Origin of the sequence: Rhodococcus rhodochrous (assembly GCF_900187265.1) — a bacterium.
In the GTDB taxonomy this organism is placed as follows: domain Bacteria; phylum Actinomycetota; class Actinomycetes; order Mycobacteriales; family Mycobacteriaceae; genus Rhodococcus; species Rhodococcus rhodochrous.
In genome coordinates, this window is the sequence record NZ_LT906450.1 from 3,112,561 (window position 1) to 3,129,007 (window position 16,447).

Below are 16,447 nucleotides of genomic sequence, written 5' to 3' on the forward strand. Positions count from 1 at the left end.
CACATTAGTGCCTGTACCTGTGACATCGCCAAACGCGTGGCCGGGGCGCCGGGAAAGCGCCGTGCGTCATGCCGACCGTGCCGCGTCGAGGGCCCGGCAGGTCGGGGTCGGACGGCCGGTGTACTCGTCGACGGGCCCCTCGTACAGCACGGTTCCGCCGTGCCGTCCCGGTCCCGGTCCGAGGTCGACGATGTGGTCGGCGTGGCGGATCACCTCGAGGTGGTGCTCGATGACGACGACCGTGTGCCCTCGGTCGACGAGGTCGTCGAAAACGCGCAGGAGGGTGCCGATGTCCTCGGCGTGCAGGCCGGTGGTCGGTTCGTCGAGGACGTAGAGGGTCGGTGTCCTGGCTCGTCCGAGTTCCTTGGCGATCTTGACCCGTTGACACTCGCCGCCCGAGAGCGTGTCGAGCGACTGCCCGAGGCGGAGGTAGTCGAGACCCACCCCGGCGAGTGCACTCAGTCGGCGCGTGATCTCCGGGTGCGGCAGTTCCTCGAGGGCACGACCGACGGTGAGGTCGTCGACGTCGGCGATCGACAGGCCGTTCACGGTGTGCCCGAGCACCTCGGCGGTGAACCGGCGACCGTGGCAGGTGTCGCAGACGACCTCGTGTCCGTCCATGAAGGCGAGGTCGATGTACACGACACCGGCCCCCGTGCAGGTCGGGCACGCACCTGCCGAGTTCGCGCTGAACAGGCTCGCCGGCACACCGTTGTGTTCGGCGAACATCCGCCGCAGGGCAGGTGCGATGCCGGTGTAGGTGATCGGGGTGGAGCGGCGGTTGGTGCTCACCGGCCGCTGGTCGATCACCGTGGCGTCGTGTTGGTCGACGAGTTCGGCTGCGAGACTGGACTTTCCCGATCCGGCGACGCCGGTGGACACGGTGAGCACCCCGGTGGGGATCTGCACCGTCAGGTCGCGGAGGTTGTTGCGACATGCACCGGCGATCGTGAGATTGCCGGTCGCCTCGCGAGCGGGGCGACCGCCGCCGATGTCGCGCCGCAGCGATCGGCCGGTGGGGGTGTCGGCCTGCCGCAATCGGTCGAAGGTGCCCTGGAAGACGAGGCGACCACCGGACGAACCCGCACCGGGACCGATCTCGATCACCTCGTCGGCACGGGCCATGACGGCCGGATCGTGCTCGACGACGAGGACGGTGTTGCCGCTGTCACGGAGCCGTTCGAGGAGCTCGATCATCGACTCCACGTCGGCGGGATGCAGACCGACCGTCGGTTCGTCGACGACATAGGTCATCTCCGTCAGGCTCGACCCGAGGTGACGGACCATCTTGATCCGTTGCGATTCGCCGCCCGAGAGCGTGGTGGTCGTCCGGGCGAGCGCGAGATAGCCGAGGCCGATCGTCACCATCGCCTCGAGCCGGCCCACCAGTGCGGATACCACGGGAGCGGCGCGCTCGTCGTCGATCGTGCGCACGAACTCGAGCAGTTCGGCGATCTCGAGGCGGGACAGCTCCCCGATCGTGCGGCCGCGCACTGTGACCGCCCGCGCGGCCGCGTTCAGCCGTTCCCCGCCGCAGTCCGGGCACGTCTCGGCGCGGGTGAAGCGCCGGATGACGTCCTGCTTGCGTTCGGAGAGGTTGTCGGAGGTGTGCAGGTGGATGCGCTCGAACCTTTCGACGACGCCCTCGTAACCGTCCGGCGGTTTGTGGCCCAGCGCCGCTGCGGCCTCGCCACCGTGGAGCAGTGCCTCGCGCTCGGCGGGCCTCCACTCGCGTAGGGGTGTGTCCGCGTCGAAGGACCCGATGTCGGCGTACTGGGAGTACCAGTACCCGCCGTTGCCGAATCCGGGCACCAGGATCGCGCCCTCGGCGAGGGACCGGTCGAGATCGAGGAACCGCTCGACGGCACTGACGACGATCTCGCCGAGCCCGGAGCAGGTCGGGCACATTCCCGTGGGGTCGTTGAACGAGAAGCGGTTCGACTCGCCGAGGACGGGTGTGCCCGCGCGGGAGTACAGCAGCCGCAGATAGGTCCAGGTGTCGGTGATGGTGCCGACCGTCGAGCGGGCGTTGCCGCCGAGCCGACGCTGGTCGACGACGATCACCGGCGTCAGACCGTCGATGTGGTCGACGTCGGGTCGCGTCCATTTCGGGAGCCGGTTGCGCGTGAACGGCGGGTACGTCTCGTTGAGCTGGAAGCCGGCCTCCGCCGCGATCGTGTCGAAGATCAGCGACGACTTGCCGGAGCCGGACACCCCGACGATCACCACGAGCCGGTTGCGCGGAACGGTCAGATCGATGTCGGCCAGGTTGTGGGTGCGGGCGCGGCGGATCGTGATGGCGCGGTCTCGCACTGCCGCCTCGGTTGTCGTGACGGTGGTGGTCATGGGTTCGACGCTACGACCGGTTGCGGCCGGATCCTGGCCGCAACCGATGGGAGTATGGCGCCATGGCGGACGTCACCGAGCGGATGCTCGCGTTGTTGTCGATCCTGCAGACCGGACGCGCGATCGGCGGGGACGAGCTGGCCCGGCGGCTGCAGGTGAGCCGCCGGACGCTCCGCCGCGACGTCGACCGTCTGCGCGGCTACGGGTATCCCGTCGAAACCCGTTCCGGGCCCGGCGGTTTCTATCGCCTCGCGTCGGGACGCTCGATGCCGCCGCTGGTACTCGACGACGACGAGGCCGTCGCGGTGCTGCTGGGACTCGGCGCCCTCGCTGCGACCGGGCCGGCCGAAGGAGGGCTGGACGACGCCGCGACCCGTGCCTACGGCAAGCTCGACCAGTTCCTGCCCGCGCGGCTGCGCCCGCGGGTCGCGGCCGTCCGCAGCGCGGTGGAGACGAGTGCGCTGCAGGCGCCCAGCGTGTCGGCGGAGCTGCTCGGCACCGTGGCAGAGGCGATCGCGCGGTGCGACACACTCACCTTCGACTACGTCGACGCGCAGGGCTCGCCCACCTCTCGCCGGGTCGAGCCGTACCGGCAGGTGCACCACCTGGTGCGGTGGTACCTCCTCGGATGGGACGTCGATCGTGAGGACTGGCGGGTCTTCCGTCTCGACCGTGTGCGCGACCTGCTCCGCACCGGCCGCCCATTCGCACCGCGCCCGCTTCCCGCCGGGTCCGCCACGGAATACCTGCGGCAAGGACTCCGGCAGGGGCGGACACCGGTGCACCTGGACGTGGCGGCCTCGGCCACCCGGGTGGCCGACGCGCTGAAGTACCAGGACGCCGAGATCCGCCCGACGGGTGACGATCGGACCGAAGTGGACCTCGCGGTCGAGTCGTGGCAGTGGCTCGTCCTCGCGCTCGCCGCCCTCGACGCCGACGTCCGGATGCGCGCGGCCCCGGAGATCGTGCGGTCCTGCACGGTGTTCGCCGATCGTCTGCGCGCGACGGCGCAGAACGCCGTCATCCCTTCCGAGGAGCGTGCGAGGTGAATCAGAGCGCGGCCGGAGCGAGAAGATCGTCGGACGAGAACAACGCGTCCGAGATCTCGTCGCACAGGCGGTGGAACTCGGGGCTGCGCTTGATCTCCGGCAGACGCGGGCGCGGCAGGTCGATCTCGAAATCCGCGCGGATGCGGCCCGGCCGCGCCGACATCAGCAGCACCCGGTCGGCGAGGAAGACGGCCTCCTCGATCGAGTGCGTGATGAGCAGGGTGGTCGTCGCGCGGCGGGTCCAGATCTCCTGGAGCAGACCGTTGAGGTTCTGCCGGGTCATGTCGTCGAGTGCCCCGAACGGCTCGTCGAGCAGCAGGATGTCCGGCTCCGAGACGAGTGCCCGCGCGATGGAGGCGCGCTGACGCATACCGCCCGACAGGTGGGCGGGGCGGGCGTCGGCGAAGTCGCCGAGCCCGACGAGCCGCACGAGTTCGGCGACGAGTTCGGGGTCCGAACGGCCGGCCGCCGCGAGGGGCAGCGCGACGTTCGCGGCGACCGACCGCCACGGCAGCAGCGCCGGGTCCTGGAAGGCGATACCCACACCGTGACGGCGGCGCACGACATCGGGGTCCTCTCCCGCGACCTTCACACTCCCGGTGGTGGGGGTGTCGAGGCCGGCGAGCATCCGCAGCAGGGTGGACTTGCCGCAGCCGGACGGGCCGACGATCGCGGTGAACGAGCCGGGTGGGGCGTCGAACGAGACGTCGGTGAGGGCTTCGACGCGGCCGGTGCGGCCGTCGAAGAACTTGTGGACCGCCGAGACGGAGATGCCCGGGGTGCTCTGCATGTCAATCTCCCATCCGTGCCAGCACCCAGGACTCCAGGGCGGTCACGATCGTGTAGGCGGCGATCATCGTCAGGGTGCACACCACGACCGCCGCCCACAGCTGGTCGTAGGCGAAGGTGGTGGTCGAACGCAGCATCAGGTATCCGAGACCGGTTCCGGTGGCGAGCCATTCGACGAGCAGGGCGCCGACGACCGCGGCCGGAACCGCGATCCGCGCGGCGGCGAGCAGCGCGGGCAGGGCGGCGGGGATCTGGGCGCACAGGAAAGTGCGGGTCGCGCTCGCGCCGCTCGCCCGGAAGACGTCGGTGACGCTGCTCGGCACCGCGCGCACGGCGGCCAGCGTCATGACGAGCGTCGGGAAGAAGGTGACGGCGCCGCAGATCGCCGCGGCGGTGAACAGCCCGCGCCCGAAGACGATCATGAAGATCGGGGTGAACACTCCGAGGGGCACCGACTGCAGCACGATCGCCGGAGGCATCGCGACGTATTCGAGGGCCGGGAAGCGCACCAGCACTGCGACCAGCAGCAACGCCGCGACGGTGCCGGCGAGATAACCGACCGCCGCGAACGACAGGGTCTGCCCGAGCGCGTCGAACACCACCGCGCGGTGGTCCGCGGCGCGATCGCCGGCGAAGAGGAACCGTGCGACGTCCGCGGGCGTCTTGGCCACCATCGGGCTCGGTTGCAGCAGTTCGACGGCCGCCCACCACACCGCGAGGGTCACCGTGACGGCGGCGACGAGTCCCCCGACCATTCCGAGGAGGCGTCGCCATCCCGTCACGGCCGGGGTGGCCGGGCCGAAGGTGACCGAGCCGGTGGACACGGTCGCGGCCCACGGTGAGGTCCACCGGTTCACCAGCGCCGGGACGGCGTAGGCGATGCCGGCCACGGCGGTCGCGGCGAGCGCCAGCGCCCACGTCAGCGGCACGTTCAGCTGCTGCTGGGCAGTCATCATGGCGGGCCCGAGACCTTCGGAGCCGCCGAGATATTCGCCGATGATCGCGCCGAGCACCGCCGCAGGGCCGGCGATGCGCAGGCTCGCGAGCAGGCTCGGCAGACCGGCGCGGATACGGGCGAAGCGCAGTTCGGCGCCGAGCCCACCGCCGGTCGCGCGGACGACGTCGAGCACCGTCGGGCTCACCGCGCGCAGACCGACGACCGTGCCCACGACGGTGGTGAGGACCACCCCGAGCGCGGAGATCACGATCTTCGGGGTGTCGCCGTCGAGGAGCACGTACAGCACGGGCCCGATCGCGAGAGCGGGCAGGAACGACACGACGGCGGCCAGTCGCAGGACGGATGCCTCGAGTCGCGGCACAACGAGCACGAACACCCCCAGCGCCACCGCGATCGCGTTGCCGGCGAGCCAGCCGAGCGCGGCGACGCGTGTGGTCGACAGGGTGTTGGCCGCGATGAGATCGCCGTTGTCGACGAAGGCGCCGAGTACGGCCACCGGCGTCGGGATCAGCGCCGGACGGGCCACGGCGAGCAGGGTCCACACGAGCAGCAGACCCGCGAAACCGAGCGCGCCGGACACCAGCCGACGGTCGGGACGGAAGCGGACGACTCGCCGGACGGGCGGCGCGCTCGGGAGGCGCGCCGGTGTCACCGGACCGGCGACGACGGTGCTCATCCGTCGATCGCGACGTCGGCGAGCGCCGTCGCGAGGTCGGGTCGCGCGTCGTAGACCTCGGCCAGCACCGACAGGTCGAACAGCTCGTCGGCGGAGATGTCGAGGCCGGAGGCGGCGAGGGTCGCGAGGTTCTGGGCGACGAGATCGTCGGTGACGGTCATCAGGCCGGAACTGCGGGTGTCGTCGGTGACGATCAGGTCGTTCTGGATGCGGGCGATCTCCGTCTGGACGGCGAGGTCGAGACCGAGATCGGGCGCGTAGGAATCGATCGTGATCGATGCGGCGCGTTCGGGATCGGTGATCGCGGCGATCCACCCTTCGATCTCGGCGGTGAGGCACTTGACGAGGTCGGCGCGCCGATCTCCCGACAGGGTCGACTCGTCGGCGACGTACACCTGCGCGACGAGCGGATAGCCGTTGTCGGCGAGGAGCAGCGTCTCGACGTCGTAACCGGCGGCAGCGAGTGTGACGGGTTCGTTGGTGACGAAGGAGAACCAGCCGTCGACCTCCCCCTGGGTCAACGGCGAAGGGTCGAACTGGACGGGCACGGTGGTCACCGACGCCGGATCGATGCCGGCTCCTTCGAGGAAGGCCGTCCACACCGTCTCGTTGACGGCCTGCACACCGATGGTGCGTCCGACGAGATCCTGCGGAGTCCGGATCGGTGCGCTCGCCAGGGACGTCACGGCGTACGGGTTCTTCTGGTAGAGCGCGCCGACGATCTTCACCGCCGCTCCCCCGTTGAGCCGGGCGGTGGCGACCTGGTCCGGTGTCGAGGCGACACCGAGCAGTGCCTTGCCGACCCCGACGTCGAGGGGTGTGGGTGTCGCGGTCGGGCCGCCTTCGAGCAGCTCCACCGTCTCGATGCCCTGGGCGGCGTAGAAACCGTCGGCGATCGCGAGGTAGGTGCCGGCGAAGGACACCGAGTGGGTGTAGGACAGCCGGAACGCGACGGATCCCTCGCTGCCGGTGGCGCTGTCGCCGTCGCCGGAGCAGGCGGTGAGCAGTGTGGATCCGGCGCCGAGCAGGATCAGTCCGCCGAGGGAACGGGCAAGGAACGCACGTCGGGGCATGGTCGTCACGGGATGGACTCCTGGGGAGAACCGCCGGCGGGGGGACCGGCGGTGGGACGGGGGTGGGGTGAGGACAGCTCAGGCGGTGAGACCGACGACCTTGTACTCGAGATATTCACCGGAGTGCACCGGTTCGTGGGCGGGCGGGGTGGCGGCGTCGGTGCACGAGGGCAGGCACTCGATGACCGCGGACCAGTTGGGGGTGTGGAAGAACGGCATCGAGATGCGTTCGCGGTCCCACTTCTCCGGCGGCGGGGGCAGGATCCGGTGGTGGGTGGAGACCCAGCGGTTGTTGGTCCAGATCGCCATGAGGTCACCGATGTTCACGACGAACGAGTTCTCGATGAACGGCACGTCCACCCATTCACCGGTGGAGCGGTCGACGACCTGCAGGCCGCCCTCCTCGTCCTGGTACAGGATCGTGAGGGTGCCGGAGTCGGTGTGCGGGAACTTGCGGAACTGCCCGTCCACCGGGGGCGTGGTGATGGGCGGGTAGTAGTTGGCGCACAGGTTGGTGAGGTGGTTGTCGAACAGTCCGTCGAAGTAGTGCTCGTCGAGTTCGAGGCCGAGCGCGAAGAAGCGCATGACCTCGAGGGCGAGGTGTTCGAGTTCGCCGTAGTACTCGAGCCAGGCCGGGCGGAAGTCCTCGAGGCCGGCGAGGTCGGGCCAGCGGTTGGGGCGCGTCCACACCGCGGCGCCCTCGGCGAGTTCGGCGGTGTCGGGCACGCCGGGCTCCCCCGCCCGGTTCATGGTGAACAGCTCGCACAGGTCGGGCGGCGAGTCGAGGCCGGTCGCGAGACCGTCGGCGCTGGCACCGTCGCGCCCCTTCGTGCTGACGCGGCCCTCGTGGAACAGGCGCAGGCCGCGCAGGGTCACGTCGCCGGGAGGTGCGACGAGATGGCGTCGCTGCTCGAGGGGCACGTGGAAGAAGCGGCGGGTGGCGTCGAGGACCCGGTCGATGAGGCCGCGGTCGATGCCGTGGCCGGAGAGCACGAAGAATCCCGATGTGCGGCAGGCCTTGTCGAGGGCACGGCCGACGGCGGCGCGGGCGTCGGGGTCTCCTGTCAGGGCGAGCGACAGGTCGATCTGGGGGATGTATCCGTCGAGGAGGACCGGGGAGTCGACGACGGATGCGGAGGTGGGGCTGGCTTGGGTCACCCGTTCATCGTTGGGCACGTCGATGACGAATATTGTTGCGTAGATTAACTACAGGTAACCGGTTTGTCCGATTTCGTAGCGGCTGCGTTACGAAGCTCCTCGCGCACCCAACCGAGGTTCGCTACCGCAACACGCCGAGCGAAACCCGGTTCGGCGCGTCAGCTTTCGGGACGGTCGTCCTCGGCGGGACCGAAGGCGCGGCGGGCCGACCGCGTCGACACGACACCCATCGCAACGACGGCCGCCACGATGCCGACGAGTGCGATGACGAGACCGACGACCGGCGTGGGCCGGACCGCCACCACGACGATCGCGGTGACGAGCAGGACGACGGTCGCTGTGCCGACAGACATCAGCGCGTGACGGCCGAAGGAGAACTCTCCGCCCGGCCGACCGCGCCGCGGCCCGGTCACAACGAGCTGACCCAGTTCTGCAGCAACTGTGCGCCGGCGTCGCCGGACTTCTCCGGGTGGAACTGGGTGGCCGAGAGCGGACCGTTCTCGACGGCAGCGACGAAGCGGCTGCCGTGCTCGGCCCAGGTCACCTTCGGCGGCGCGAGACGCTCGGGAGCGTCGAGCTCCCACTTGCGGGCGGCGTAGGTGTGGACGAAGTAGAAGCGGGTGTCGGCGTCCATGCCGGCGAAGAGCACCGAATCGGCGGGGGCCTCGACGGTGTTCCAGCCCATGTGCGGGAGCACCGGCGCGTCCAGGCGCTCGACCGTGCCCGGCCACTCGCCGCAGCCCTCGGTCTCGATGCCGTGCTCGACGCCGCGTTCGAACAGGATCTGCATGCCGACGCAGATGCCGAGCACCGGGCGTCCGCCGGCGAGGCGGGTGCCGATGATCTTGTCTCCGCCGACGCTGCGCAGGCCCTTCATGCACGCGTCGAAGGCACCGACGCCGGGGACGACGAGTCCGTCGGCGGCGAGCGCGATCTTCGGGTCGGCGGTGACCTCCACATGCACGCCGGTGCGGGCGACTGCCCGCGTGGCGGAGTGGAGATTGCCCGAGCCGTAGTCGAGGACGGCGACCGTGGTTGCGCTCATGATGTCGATTCTATGTGGTGGGACGGGGACGTTCCGACGGCCCGGCCAGTCGGGCCAGCAACGGCAGCGCCGGGACCAGGACGGCGGCCGCGGCGAAGGCCGCGGGATATCCGGCCGCGGCGGCCACCGCGCCGAGGGCGAACGAACCGGCGCCGGTGCCCGCGTCGAAGCCGATGTTCCATGCAGCGCTCGCCGAGCCGGTGTTGCCCGCGCCGGCGCGACGGAAGGCGACGAGCAGCGCCTCGTTCTGCACGACACCGAAGCCGAATCCGAAGGCGATCGCGGCGACGATCAGCAGTACCGCTCCCCCGCGGTCGTCGGCGACGAGCGCGAAGGGAATCATCGCCAGGCCCGCCAGTCCGAGACCGACGGGCAGCAACTTGCCGGCGCCGACCCGGTCCGCGACGGAACCTGCCGCGTACCGCCCGATCAGCGAAGACGCGCTGAGCACGGCCAACGCCGCCGCGACGGGCAGGCCGGCGACCGCGATGCGCAACAGCGAGGTGAGACCGCCGTAGGCGATCGCCCCCGCGCCCACCGCAACCAGCGGGAACAGCAGCACGACCGGCGGTACCCGTCGCGCCGTCCGGGACTGTTTCGCGGTCAGCCGTGGCAGACGGCTCGCGGCGAGCAGACCGGCGGACGAGATGATCGCGCCGAGCACGAACACCGGCGTGGTGGAGAACCGCTCGGCGATCGCCAGGCCTGCGGGCAGGCCGATCGTCTGGGACGCGGCGATGGCGATGCCGAGCATGCCGGTGGCCCGGCCGAGCAATCGCGGCGGCGCGAGTTCGCCGACGAGGGCGGCCGCCGCCACGGTGATCATGCCGAAGCCGATACCGCGCAGCGCGGAGATCCCGAGCACGGCCGCCGGGGCCATCGACACGAGGAACAGCAGCGACGGCGGCCCGAGGAACAGGCAACCGGCCGCGAGCGTCGCGCGGTGACCGAACGCGCGCAGCAGTCGCGGCATCGCGAGCTGGGTGAGGACGGTGGTGAACATGAACACCGCCGTCACCGACCCGGCGAGCGTGTCGCTACCGCCGGCCTCGGCGATCGCCCACGGCACGACGGGCAGCAGCAGCGAGAACCCGCCGAAGGCCGCCGCGGACGTCGACCACGCCGGGATCAGACCACGAACGGTGAACAGTCCTTGTTGTTCCGCCACGTCAGAGCAACCGGAAGACGCCCGCGGCGGCCGCCAGAACGGTCAGAGCCAGCAGCACACCCGCGAACAACGTGTTGCGCGCCTTCCACATCGACCACGTTCCGCCCGCGGCGAATCCGGCCACGATGAAGCACAGGTAGGTGAGGACGACATCCATATGTCAGAGACTGCCCTTCGTCGACGGGATGCCGGTCACACGCGGGTCGGGTTCGACGGCCTCGCGCAGCGCGCGGGCGACCGCCTTGAACTCGGCCTCGGTGATGTGGTGCGGGTCGCGGCCGTAGAGCACCCGCACGTGCAGTGCGATGCGGGCGTGGAAGGCGAACGACTCGAACACGTGCCGGTTGATCACCGTCGAGTAGGGCACGCCGGGATATCCCCCGATCACCGAGTGCACCATGTAGTCGGGCTCACCGGTGAACACGCAGTAGGGACGGCCGGAGACGTCGACCGACGCGTGCGCGAGGGTCTCGTCCATCGGGATGAAGCAGTCGCCGAAGCGCCGGATACCGCGCTTGTCGCCGAGGGCCTGACCGAAGGCCTGGCCGAGGACGATGGCGGTGTCCTCGACGGTGTGGTGGGCCTCGATCTCGATGTCGCCCTGCGCCTGCACGGTGAGGTCGAACGAACCGTGCTGGCCGAGCGCGGTGAGCATGTGGTCGTAGAACGGGATCCCCGTGGAGATCTCGGTGCGACCGGTGCCGTCGAGGTCGATCTCGACGGTGATGCTCGATTCCTTGGTGGTGCGTTCGACGCGCGCGATGCGGTCGCTCATCGGGTTTCCTCGATTTCCGTGGCCGCGAGTTTCTCGCTCACTCGCAGCAACTCGTCGTTCTCGTGGGTCAGGCCGATCGTGGTGCGCAGGTAGCCGGGGATCCCGACGTCGCGGATGAGCACACCCTCGTCGAGATACCGCTGCCAGGTGGCGGGGGCATCCGCGAAGCGGCCGAACAGGATGAAGTTGGCGTCGGAGGGGATCACGTCGTAGCCGAACCGGGCAAGTTCGGCGGCGACGCGGTCGCGCTGGGCGGCCAGTTCGGCGACCGACGCGAGGGTTTCGTCGGCGTGCCGCAGGGCCGCACGCGCGGCAGCCTGGGTGACGACCGACAGGTGATAGGGCAGGCGCACGAGCAGCAGCGCCTCGATCATCGCGGGGGCGGCGGCGAGATAGCCGAGCCGTCCACCGGCGAAGGCGAACGCCTTGCTCATCGTCCGCGAGACGACGATCTTCGTCGGGTACTCGTCGATCAGCGACAGAGCGCTCGGCTGCGAGGAGAACTCGACGTACGCCTCGTCGACGATCACGATGCCGGGGGCGGCGTCGAGGATCACCCGCAACTCGTCGAGCGGGATGCTGTGCCCCGTCGGGTTGTTGGGACTGGTGACGAAGACGACGTCGGGCCGGCGCTCCCGCACGGCCGCGGCGGATGCCTCGACGTCGAGAGTGAAGTCGTCGCGGCGATAGGTGGCCAGCCACTCGGTCTGGGTGCCGTCGGCGATGATCGGGTGCATCGAGTAGGACGGCACGAAGCCCATCGCGCTGCGCCCGGGACCACCGAAGGCCTGGAGGAGCTGCTGCAGGATCTCGTTGGAACCGTTCGCGGCCCAGACGTTCTCGACACCGAGGGGCACGCCGGACGCCTTCGTGAGATAGGCGGCGAGGTCGGTGCGCAACGCGACCGCGTCGCGGTCGGGATAGCGGTGCAGTTGCGTCGCCGCCTCACGCACGGCCTCGGCGACGTCGTCGACGAGCGCCTGCGTGGGTGGGTGCGGGTTCTCGTTCGTGTTGAGCTGGACGGGCACCGTCAGCTGCGGCGCACCGTAGGGCGACTTGCCGCGCAGGTTCTCGCGCAGCGGCAGATCGGCGAGGGTGATGCGGGAGCCAGGGATCTGGGTCACTTCAGCGCCTCGAATCGCAGACGGACGGCTTCGCCGTGGGCGGGCAGGTCCTCGGCGTCGGCGAGGGTGATGACGTGACCGGAGACGTCCTTCAGGGCCGCCTCGGTGTATTCGACGACGTGGATGCCGCGCAGGAAGGTCTGCACGCTCAGACCCGACGAGTGCCGGGCGCAGCCGGCGGTGGGCAGCACGTGGTTCGATCCGGCGCAGTAGTCACCGAGGGAGACCGGCGCCCACGGCCCGACGAAGATCGCACCGGCCGAGCGGACGCGCGCGGCGACCTCGGAGGCGTTCTCGGTCTGGATCTCGAGGTGCTCGGCGGCGTAGGCGTTGACGACCTTCAGACCCTGGTCGATGTCGTCGACGAGGACGATCCCGGACTGGCTGCCGGACAGCGCGTTGGTGACGCGCTCGCGGTGCTTGGTGAGCTCGAGCTGCGCGGCGAGGGCGGTGTCGACGGCGTCGGCGAGGTCGGTGCTGGTGGTGACGAGCACCGAGGCAGCCATGACGTCGTGCTCGGCCTGACTGATCAGGTCGGCGGCGACATGCACCGCGTCGGCGGTGTGGTCGGCGAGGATCGCGATCTCGGTGGGGCCGGCCTCGGCGTCGATACCGACGACCGCGCGGCACAGCCGCTTGGCGGCGGTGACGTAGATGTTGCCGGGGCCGGTGATCATGTCGACCGGGGCGAGTTCGGCGCCGTCGGTGTCGGTGCCGCCGTAGGACAGCAGTGCGACACCCTGTGCGCCGCCGACGGCCCACACCTCGTCGACGCCGAGCAGGGCCGCGGCGGCGAGGATGGTCGGGTGCGGCAGTCCGCCGAAGTTCTTCTGCGGCGGCGAGGCGATGACGAGCGATTCGACGCCGGCGGCCTGCGCCGGGACGACGTTCATCACGACCGACGACGGATAGACCGCGTTGCCACCGGGCACGTAGAGGCCGACGCGCTCGACCGGCACCCAGCGTTCGGTGACGGTGCCGCCGGGGACGACCTCGGTGGTGACGTCGGTGCGACGCTGGGCTGCGTGCACGACGCGCGTGCGCGCGATGGCCTCCTCGAGGGCGGCACGGACCGCGGGGTCGAGTTCGGCGAGCGCGCGATCGAGTTCCGCGGCGGGAACACGCACGGAGGCGGGGCGGACCCCGTCGAACTTCTCGCAGTAGTCGAGTGCGGCCTCGGCGCCGCGGTCGCGGATGTCGTCGACGACGGGACGGACCTGATGGAGCACCGCGTCCACGTCCACTCCGCCGCGGGGCAGCGCGCCCCTGAGCTCCGCAGTGGTGGGAGTACGACCGCGCAGGTCGGTGCGGGCAAGCATGAGGTGTCCTCTCTCGTCGAACAGGGGTCACCCTCTACTATCCCGCATCCCCTGATGACGTTCGAAGTCGCGCCCGCGTGAGGAACCTCTCGGCACGGATCACCGTGCTTATGCTGTCGGCATGGACGAGGACGAGTCGCGCCCGAGCACGTTGGGCGAGTTGATCCGCCGCCAGCGTGAGCTCGCAGAACTGCCCATGCGTCAACTCGCGGCGATGGTGGGCATCTCGAATCCGTACCTGTCGCAGATCGAGCGGAACCTGCGGGCGCCGAGCGAGCGTGTGCTGCAAGCGATCGCCGAACAGTTGCACCTGTCCGCGGACACCCTGGCGGCCCACGCGCAGACCGACGACGGAGCGGAGTCCGCGGTCCTGCGGGCGATTCGCGAGGATCCCGACCTGACCAATCCCCAGCGGCGTTCGCTGGAGGAGATGTACGAGGCGTTCCGCGAGGTCACCGTCGCGCGCCGTCGGCGTGGTGGAGGACGCGAACCCGACGAGGAGTGAGCATTCTCACAATCGGTACCGGGTGAGTTCGTGCGTCACGCAGCATCCGAGGTCAGCCCGATTTCGTCGCCTCGTCGACGAACATGCAGGTAGCACGTACCTGGGGGTAAGGTGCGCGCCTCCGTCGGCGACGTCACCATCGGCTCCGGACCATTCACCCAGTTCTGGAGTTGCTCGGTGCTCAACCATCTGCAGAAGAAGCTCACCTCCTCCCTCGACCCGATCGGGTGGGGACCGGCCGTCGCATCCGTCGCCGGCCGTGCAGTGAAGAATCCGCGGGCCGTGGCCGGCGCGACCACGGAGTACGCCGGCCGTCTGGCGAACATCCCGGCGGCGGCGACACGCGTGTGGAACGCCGCCGATCCGCAGCCCCCGGTGCCGCTGGATCCGAAGGACCGCCGGTTCTCCGATGCCGCCTGGAAGGAGAACCCGGCCTACTTCTCGCTGCTGCAGAGCTATCTCGCCACCCGCGAGTACGTCGAGGATCTCGCCGACGCCGGCTCGGGCGATCCCGTGCAGGACGGCAAGGCCCGCCAGTTCGCGAACCTGATGTTCGACGCGCTCGCCCCGTCGAACTTCCTCATCAACCCGGGTGTGCTCGTGCGCGCACTCGATACCGGTGGCGCTAGCCTGTTCCGCGGCGCGAAGTACGCCATCGAGGACGTCGTGCACCGGAAGGGCCTGCCGCTCAAGGTCGATCGCGAGGCGTTCACCCTCGGCGAGAACATGGCCGCGACCCCCGGCAAGGTCGTCTTCCGCAACGACCTCATCGAGGTCATCCAGTACGCCCCGCAGACCGGTGAGGTGCACGAGATCCCGATCCTGGCGGCGCCGCCGTGGATCAACAAGTACTACATCCTCGATCTCGCGCCGCAGCGCAGCCTCATCGAGTGGGCCGTGCAGCACAACCGCACCGTGTTCGCGATCTCGTACCGCAACCCGGACGAGTCGATGCACGAGATCACGATGGACGACTACTACCGCCAGGGAGTCTCCGCGGCGCTCGACGTCGTCGAGGAGGTCACCGGCTCGTCGCGCATCGAGGTGCTGTCGATCTGCCTGGGCGGCGCGATGGCGGCCATGGCCGCGGCTCGCATGGGCAAGCTGGGCGACAAGCGCATCAGCGCGTTCACGATGCTCAACACGCTCCTGGACTACAGCGAGGTCGGCGAGCTCGCGCTGCTGACCGACCCGGCGACGCTCGACCGTGTCGAGTTCCGGATGAGCAAGCAGGGCTTCCTCTCGGGCAACGAGATGGCCGGCAGCTTCGACATGATCCGTGCGCGCGATCTGATCTTCAACTACTGGGTGTCGCGGTGGATGAAGGGCGAGAAGCCCGCCGCCTTCGACATCCTGGCGTGGAACGAGGACAGCACCCGCATGCCGGCGAAGATGCACTCGCACTACCTGCGGTCGCTGTACGGCCGCAACGAGCTCGCGCGCGGCGTGTACGAACTCGACGGCGAGGTCCTCGACCTGTCGGACATCACGTGCGACACCTACGTGGTGGGCGCCATCAACGACCACATCGTGCCGTGGACCTCGTCGTACAAGGCGACGGGCCTGCTCGGCGGGTCGGTCCGGTACGTCCTGACCAGCGGTGGCCACGTGGCCGGCGCGGTCAATCCCCCCAACCCGAAGGCCTGGTTCGAGGCCGTCGGTGCGCCCGACTCCGAGAAGCTCCCGAAGCTGCCCGAGGACCCGAAGGCGTGGTCGGAGAAGGCCACTCGCACCGCAGGGTCGTGGTGGGAGGACTGGACCGCATGGTCGACGAAGCGGGCCGGTGAGCTCGTCGCTCCCCCGGCGATGGGCAGCGCGCAGCATCCGCCGCTGTGCGATGCCCCGGGAACGTATGTCTTCGGGTGACATTGCGTGTTAGCTATCATTTTGCTAACCTGCTAACAGCGCTGATCCGAGCGCACCCCACAGGGGAAGCCCCGCTCCTGTCACGAGCGCCCACGGAAGGTACACACCATGACCGCACCGACCAAGACCACCGCCGCCAACGCCAAGGCCACCGATGCCGCGGCCAAGGCGACCGAAGCCGCCACGAAGGCCGCCGCCGAGGCCACCGCAACGGCCCAGCAGTCGGCCGAGAAGCTGACCTCGACGGCCGCTGCGGTTGCCGACAAGGCCGCGACCGAGTTCACCAAGACCGTCGACGAGGCCACCGAACGCTTCCAGGAGTTCAACGCGAAGTTCGTCGACGCCGCGAAGCAGAGCGGAAACCTCGGTGTCGACACCTACGAGAAGGCCGTCTCGAGCCTCCTGGATCTGCAGGAGAAGGTCGCCGACGCCACCCCCGTCGAGTGGGTCGCCGATCTCGCCAAGGCGCAGGTCTCCTTCGCTCGCGAGCTCACCACCACCGTCACGAGCACCGCTCGCGACCTGCTGAAGTAATCGTCGACTCACTCGATGCAGTCGATACCGAACACCGCATCAGCGGACGTTCTCCGGTGCAG

Annotated in this window: 16 protein-coding genes; 4 read left to right on the forward strand and 12 right to left on the reverse strand. The window is 69.8% G+C overall.

Annotated elements, in window-relative coordinates:
• Positions 1-66: 66 nt before the first annotated feature.
• Positions 67-2,346 (reverse strand): ATP-binding cassette domain-containing protein, encoded by a 2,280-nt coding sequence (locus tag CKW34_RS14285; RefSeq protein WP_059381006.1) that lies wholly within the window; start codon positions 2,344-2,346, stop codon positions 67-69.
• Positions 2,347-2,408: 62 nt separating this feature from the next.
• Here CKW34_RS14285 and CKW34_RS14290 point away from each other — a divergent pair, with 62 nt between their 5' ends.
• Positions 2,409-3,395 carry a helix-turn-helix transcriptional regulator gene (locus CKW34_RS14290; RefSeq protein WP_059381005.1) on the forward strand — a complete coding sequence of 329 codons (987 nt, stop codon included), beginning with the start codon at positions 2,409-2,411 and terminating at the stop codon, positions 3,393-3,395.
• A gap of 1 nt (position 3,396) precedes the next feature.
• Here the strand turns inward: CKW34_RS14290 and CKW34_RS14295 are convergent, their stop codons facing one another.
• The 11 genes from CKW34_RS14295 to hisD form a co-directional block, all read right to left on the reverse strand.
• Positions 3,397-4,185, reverse strand: a complete 789-nt coding sequence (locus tag CKW34_RS14295; protein WP_059381004.1) for an ABC transporter ATP-binding protein — start codon at positions 4,183-4,185, stop codon at positions 3,397-3,399.
• 1 nt (position 4,186) lies between these two features.
• Positions 4,187-5,818: an ABC transporter permease gene (locus CKW34_RS14300; protein ID WP_059381003.1), complete on the reverse strand. Its 1,632-nt coding sequence runs from the start codon at positions 5,816-5,818 to the stop codon at positions 4,187-4,189.
• Positions 5,815-6,891: an ABC transporter substrate-binding protein gene (locus CKW34_RS14305; protein ID WP_064059960.1), complete on the reverse strand. Its 1,077-nt coding sequence runs from the start codon at positions 6,889-6,891 to the stop codon at positions 5,815-5,817. The genes CKW34_RS14300 and CKW34_RS14305 overlap by 4 nt, the downstream gene beginning before the upstream one ends.
• 78 nt (positions 6,892-6,969) lie before the next feature.
• A complete protein-coding gene (locus CKW34_RS14310) occupies positions 6,970-8,049 on the reverse strand; it encodes an isopenicillin N synthase family dioxygenase (protein WP_059381115.1) in 1,080 nt (359 codons plus the stop codon).
• A 158-nt stretch (positions 8,050-8,207) separates the two neighbouring features.
• Entirely contained in the window at positions 8,208-8,402 is a 195-nt protein-coding gene (locus CKW34_RS14315; protein WP_059381114.1) for a hypothetical protein, read from the reverse strand.
• A gap of 56 nt (positions 8,403-8,458) precedes the next feature.
• Positions 8,459-9,094, reverse strand: a complete 636-nt coding sequence (hisH, locus tag CKW34_RS14320) for an imidazole glycerol phosphate synthase subunit HisH (RefSeq protein WP_024101217.1) — start codon at positions 9,092-9,094, stop codon at positions 8,459-8,461.
• A 10-nt stretch (positions 9,095-9,104) separates the two neighbouring features.
• Complete coding sequence (locus tag CKW34_RS14325) at positions 9,105-10,262, reverse strand: MFS transporter (protein WP_016696020.1); 1,158 nt, start codon at positions 10,260-10,262, stop codon at positions 9,105-9,107.
• Between the two features lies 1 nt (position 10,263).
• A complete protein-coding gene (locus CKW34_RS24475; RefSeq protein WP_016696019.1) occupies positions 10,264-10,419 on the reverse strand; it encodes a hypothetical protein in 156 nt (51 codons plus the stop codon).
• Between the two features lie 3 nt (positions 10,420-10,422).
• Positions 10,423-11,037 (reverse strand): imidazoleglycerol-phosphate dehydratase HisB, encoded by a 615-nt coding sequence (gene hisB / locus CKW34_RS14330; RefSeq protein WP_006554074.1) that lies wholly within the window; start codon positions 11,035-11,037, stop codon positions 10,423-10,425.
• Complete coding sequence (locus CKW34_RS14335; protein WP_059381002.1) at positions 11,034-12,161, reverse strand: histidinol-phosphate transaminase; 1,128 nt, start codon at positions 12,159-12,161, stop codon at positions 11,034-11,036. Before CKW34_RS14335 ends, hisB begins: the two co-directional genes overlap by 4 nt.
• Positions 12,158-13,480, reverse strand: a complete 1,323-nt coding sequence (gene hisD, locus CKW34_RS14340; protein WP_059381001.1) for a histidinol dehydrogenase — start codon at positions 13,478-13,480, stop codon at positions 12,158-12,160. The genes CKW34_RS14335 and hisD overlap by 4 nt, the downstream gene beginning before the upstream one ends.
• A 121-nt stretch (positions 13,481-13,601) precedes the next feature.
• Here hisD and CKW34_RS14345 point away from each other — a divergent pair, with 121 nt between their 5' ends.
• The 3 genes from CKW34_RS14345 to CKW34_RS14355 all read left to right on the forward strand — a co-directional run bounded on the left by CKW34_RS14345 (position 13,602) and on the right by CKW34_RS14355 (position 16,385).
• Positions 13,602-13,985, forward strand: a complete 384-nt coding sequence (locus CKW34_RS14345) for a helix-turn-helix domain-containing protein (RefSeq protein ID WP_059381000.1) — start codon at positions 13,602-13,604, stop codon at positions 13,983-13,985.
• A 111-nt stretch (positions 13,986-14,096) separates the two neighbouring features.
• On the forward strand, positions 14,097-15,851 hold the full coding sequence (locus CKW34_RS14350) for a PHA/PHB synthase family protein (RefSeq protein WP_229582082.1): 1,755 nt from the start codon (positions 14,097-14,099) through the stop codon (positions 15,849-15,851).
• 108 nt (positions 15,852-15,959) lie between these two features.
• Positions 15,960-16,385, forward strand: a complete 426-nt coding sequence (locus CKW34_RS14355) for a hypothetical protein (RefSeq protein ID WP_059380999.1) — start codon at positions 15,960-15,962, stop codon at positions 16,383-16,385.
• Positions 16,386-16,447: the final 62 nt, after the last annotated feature.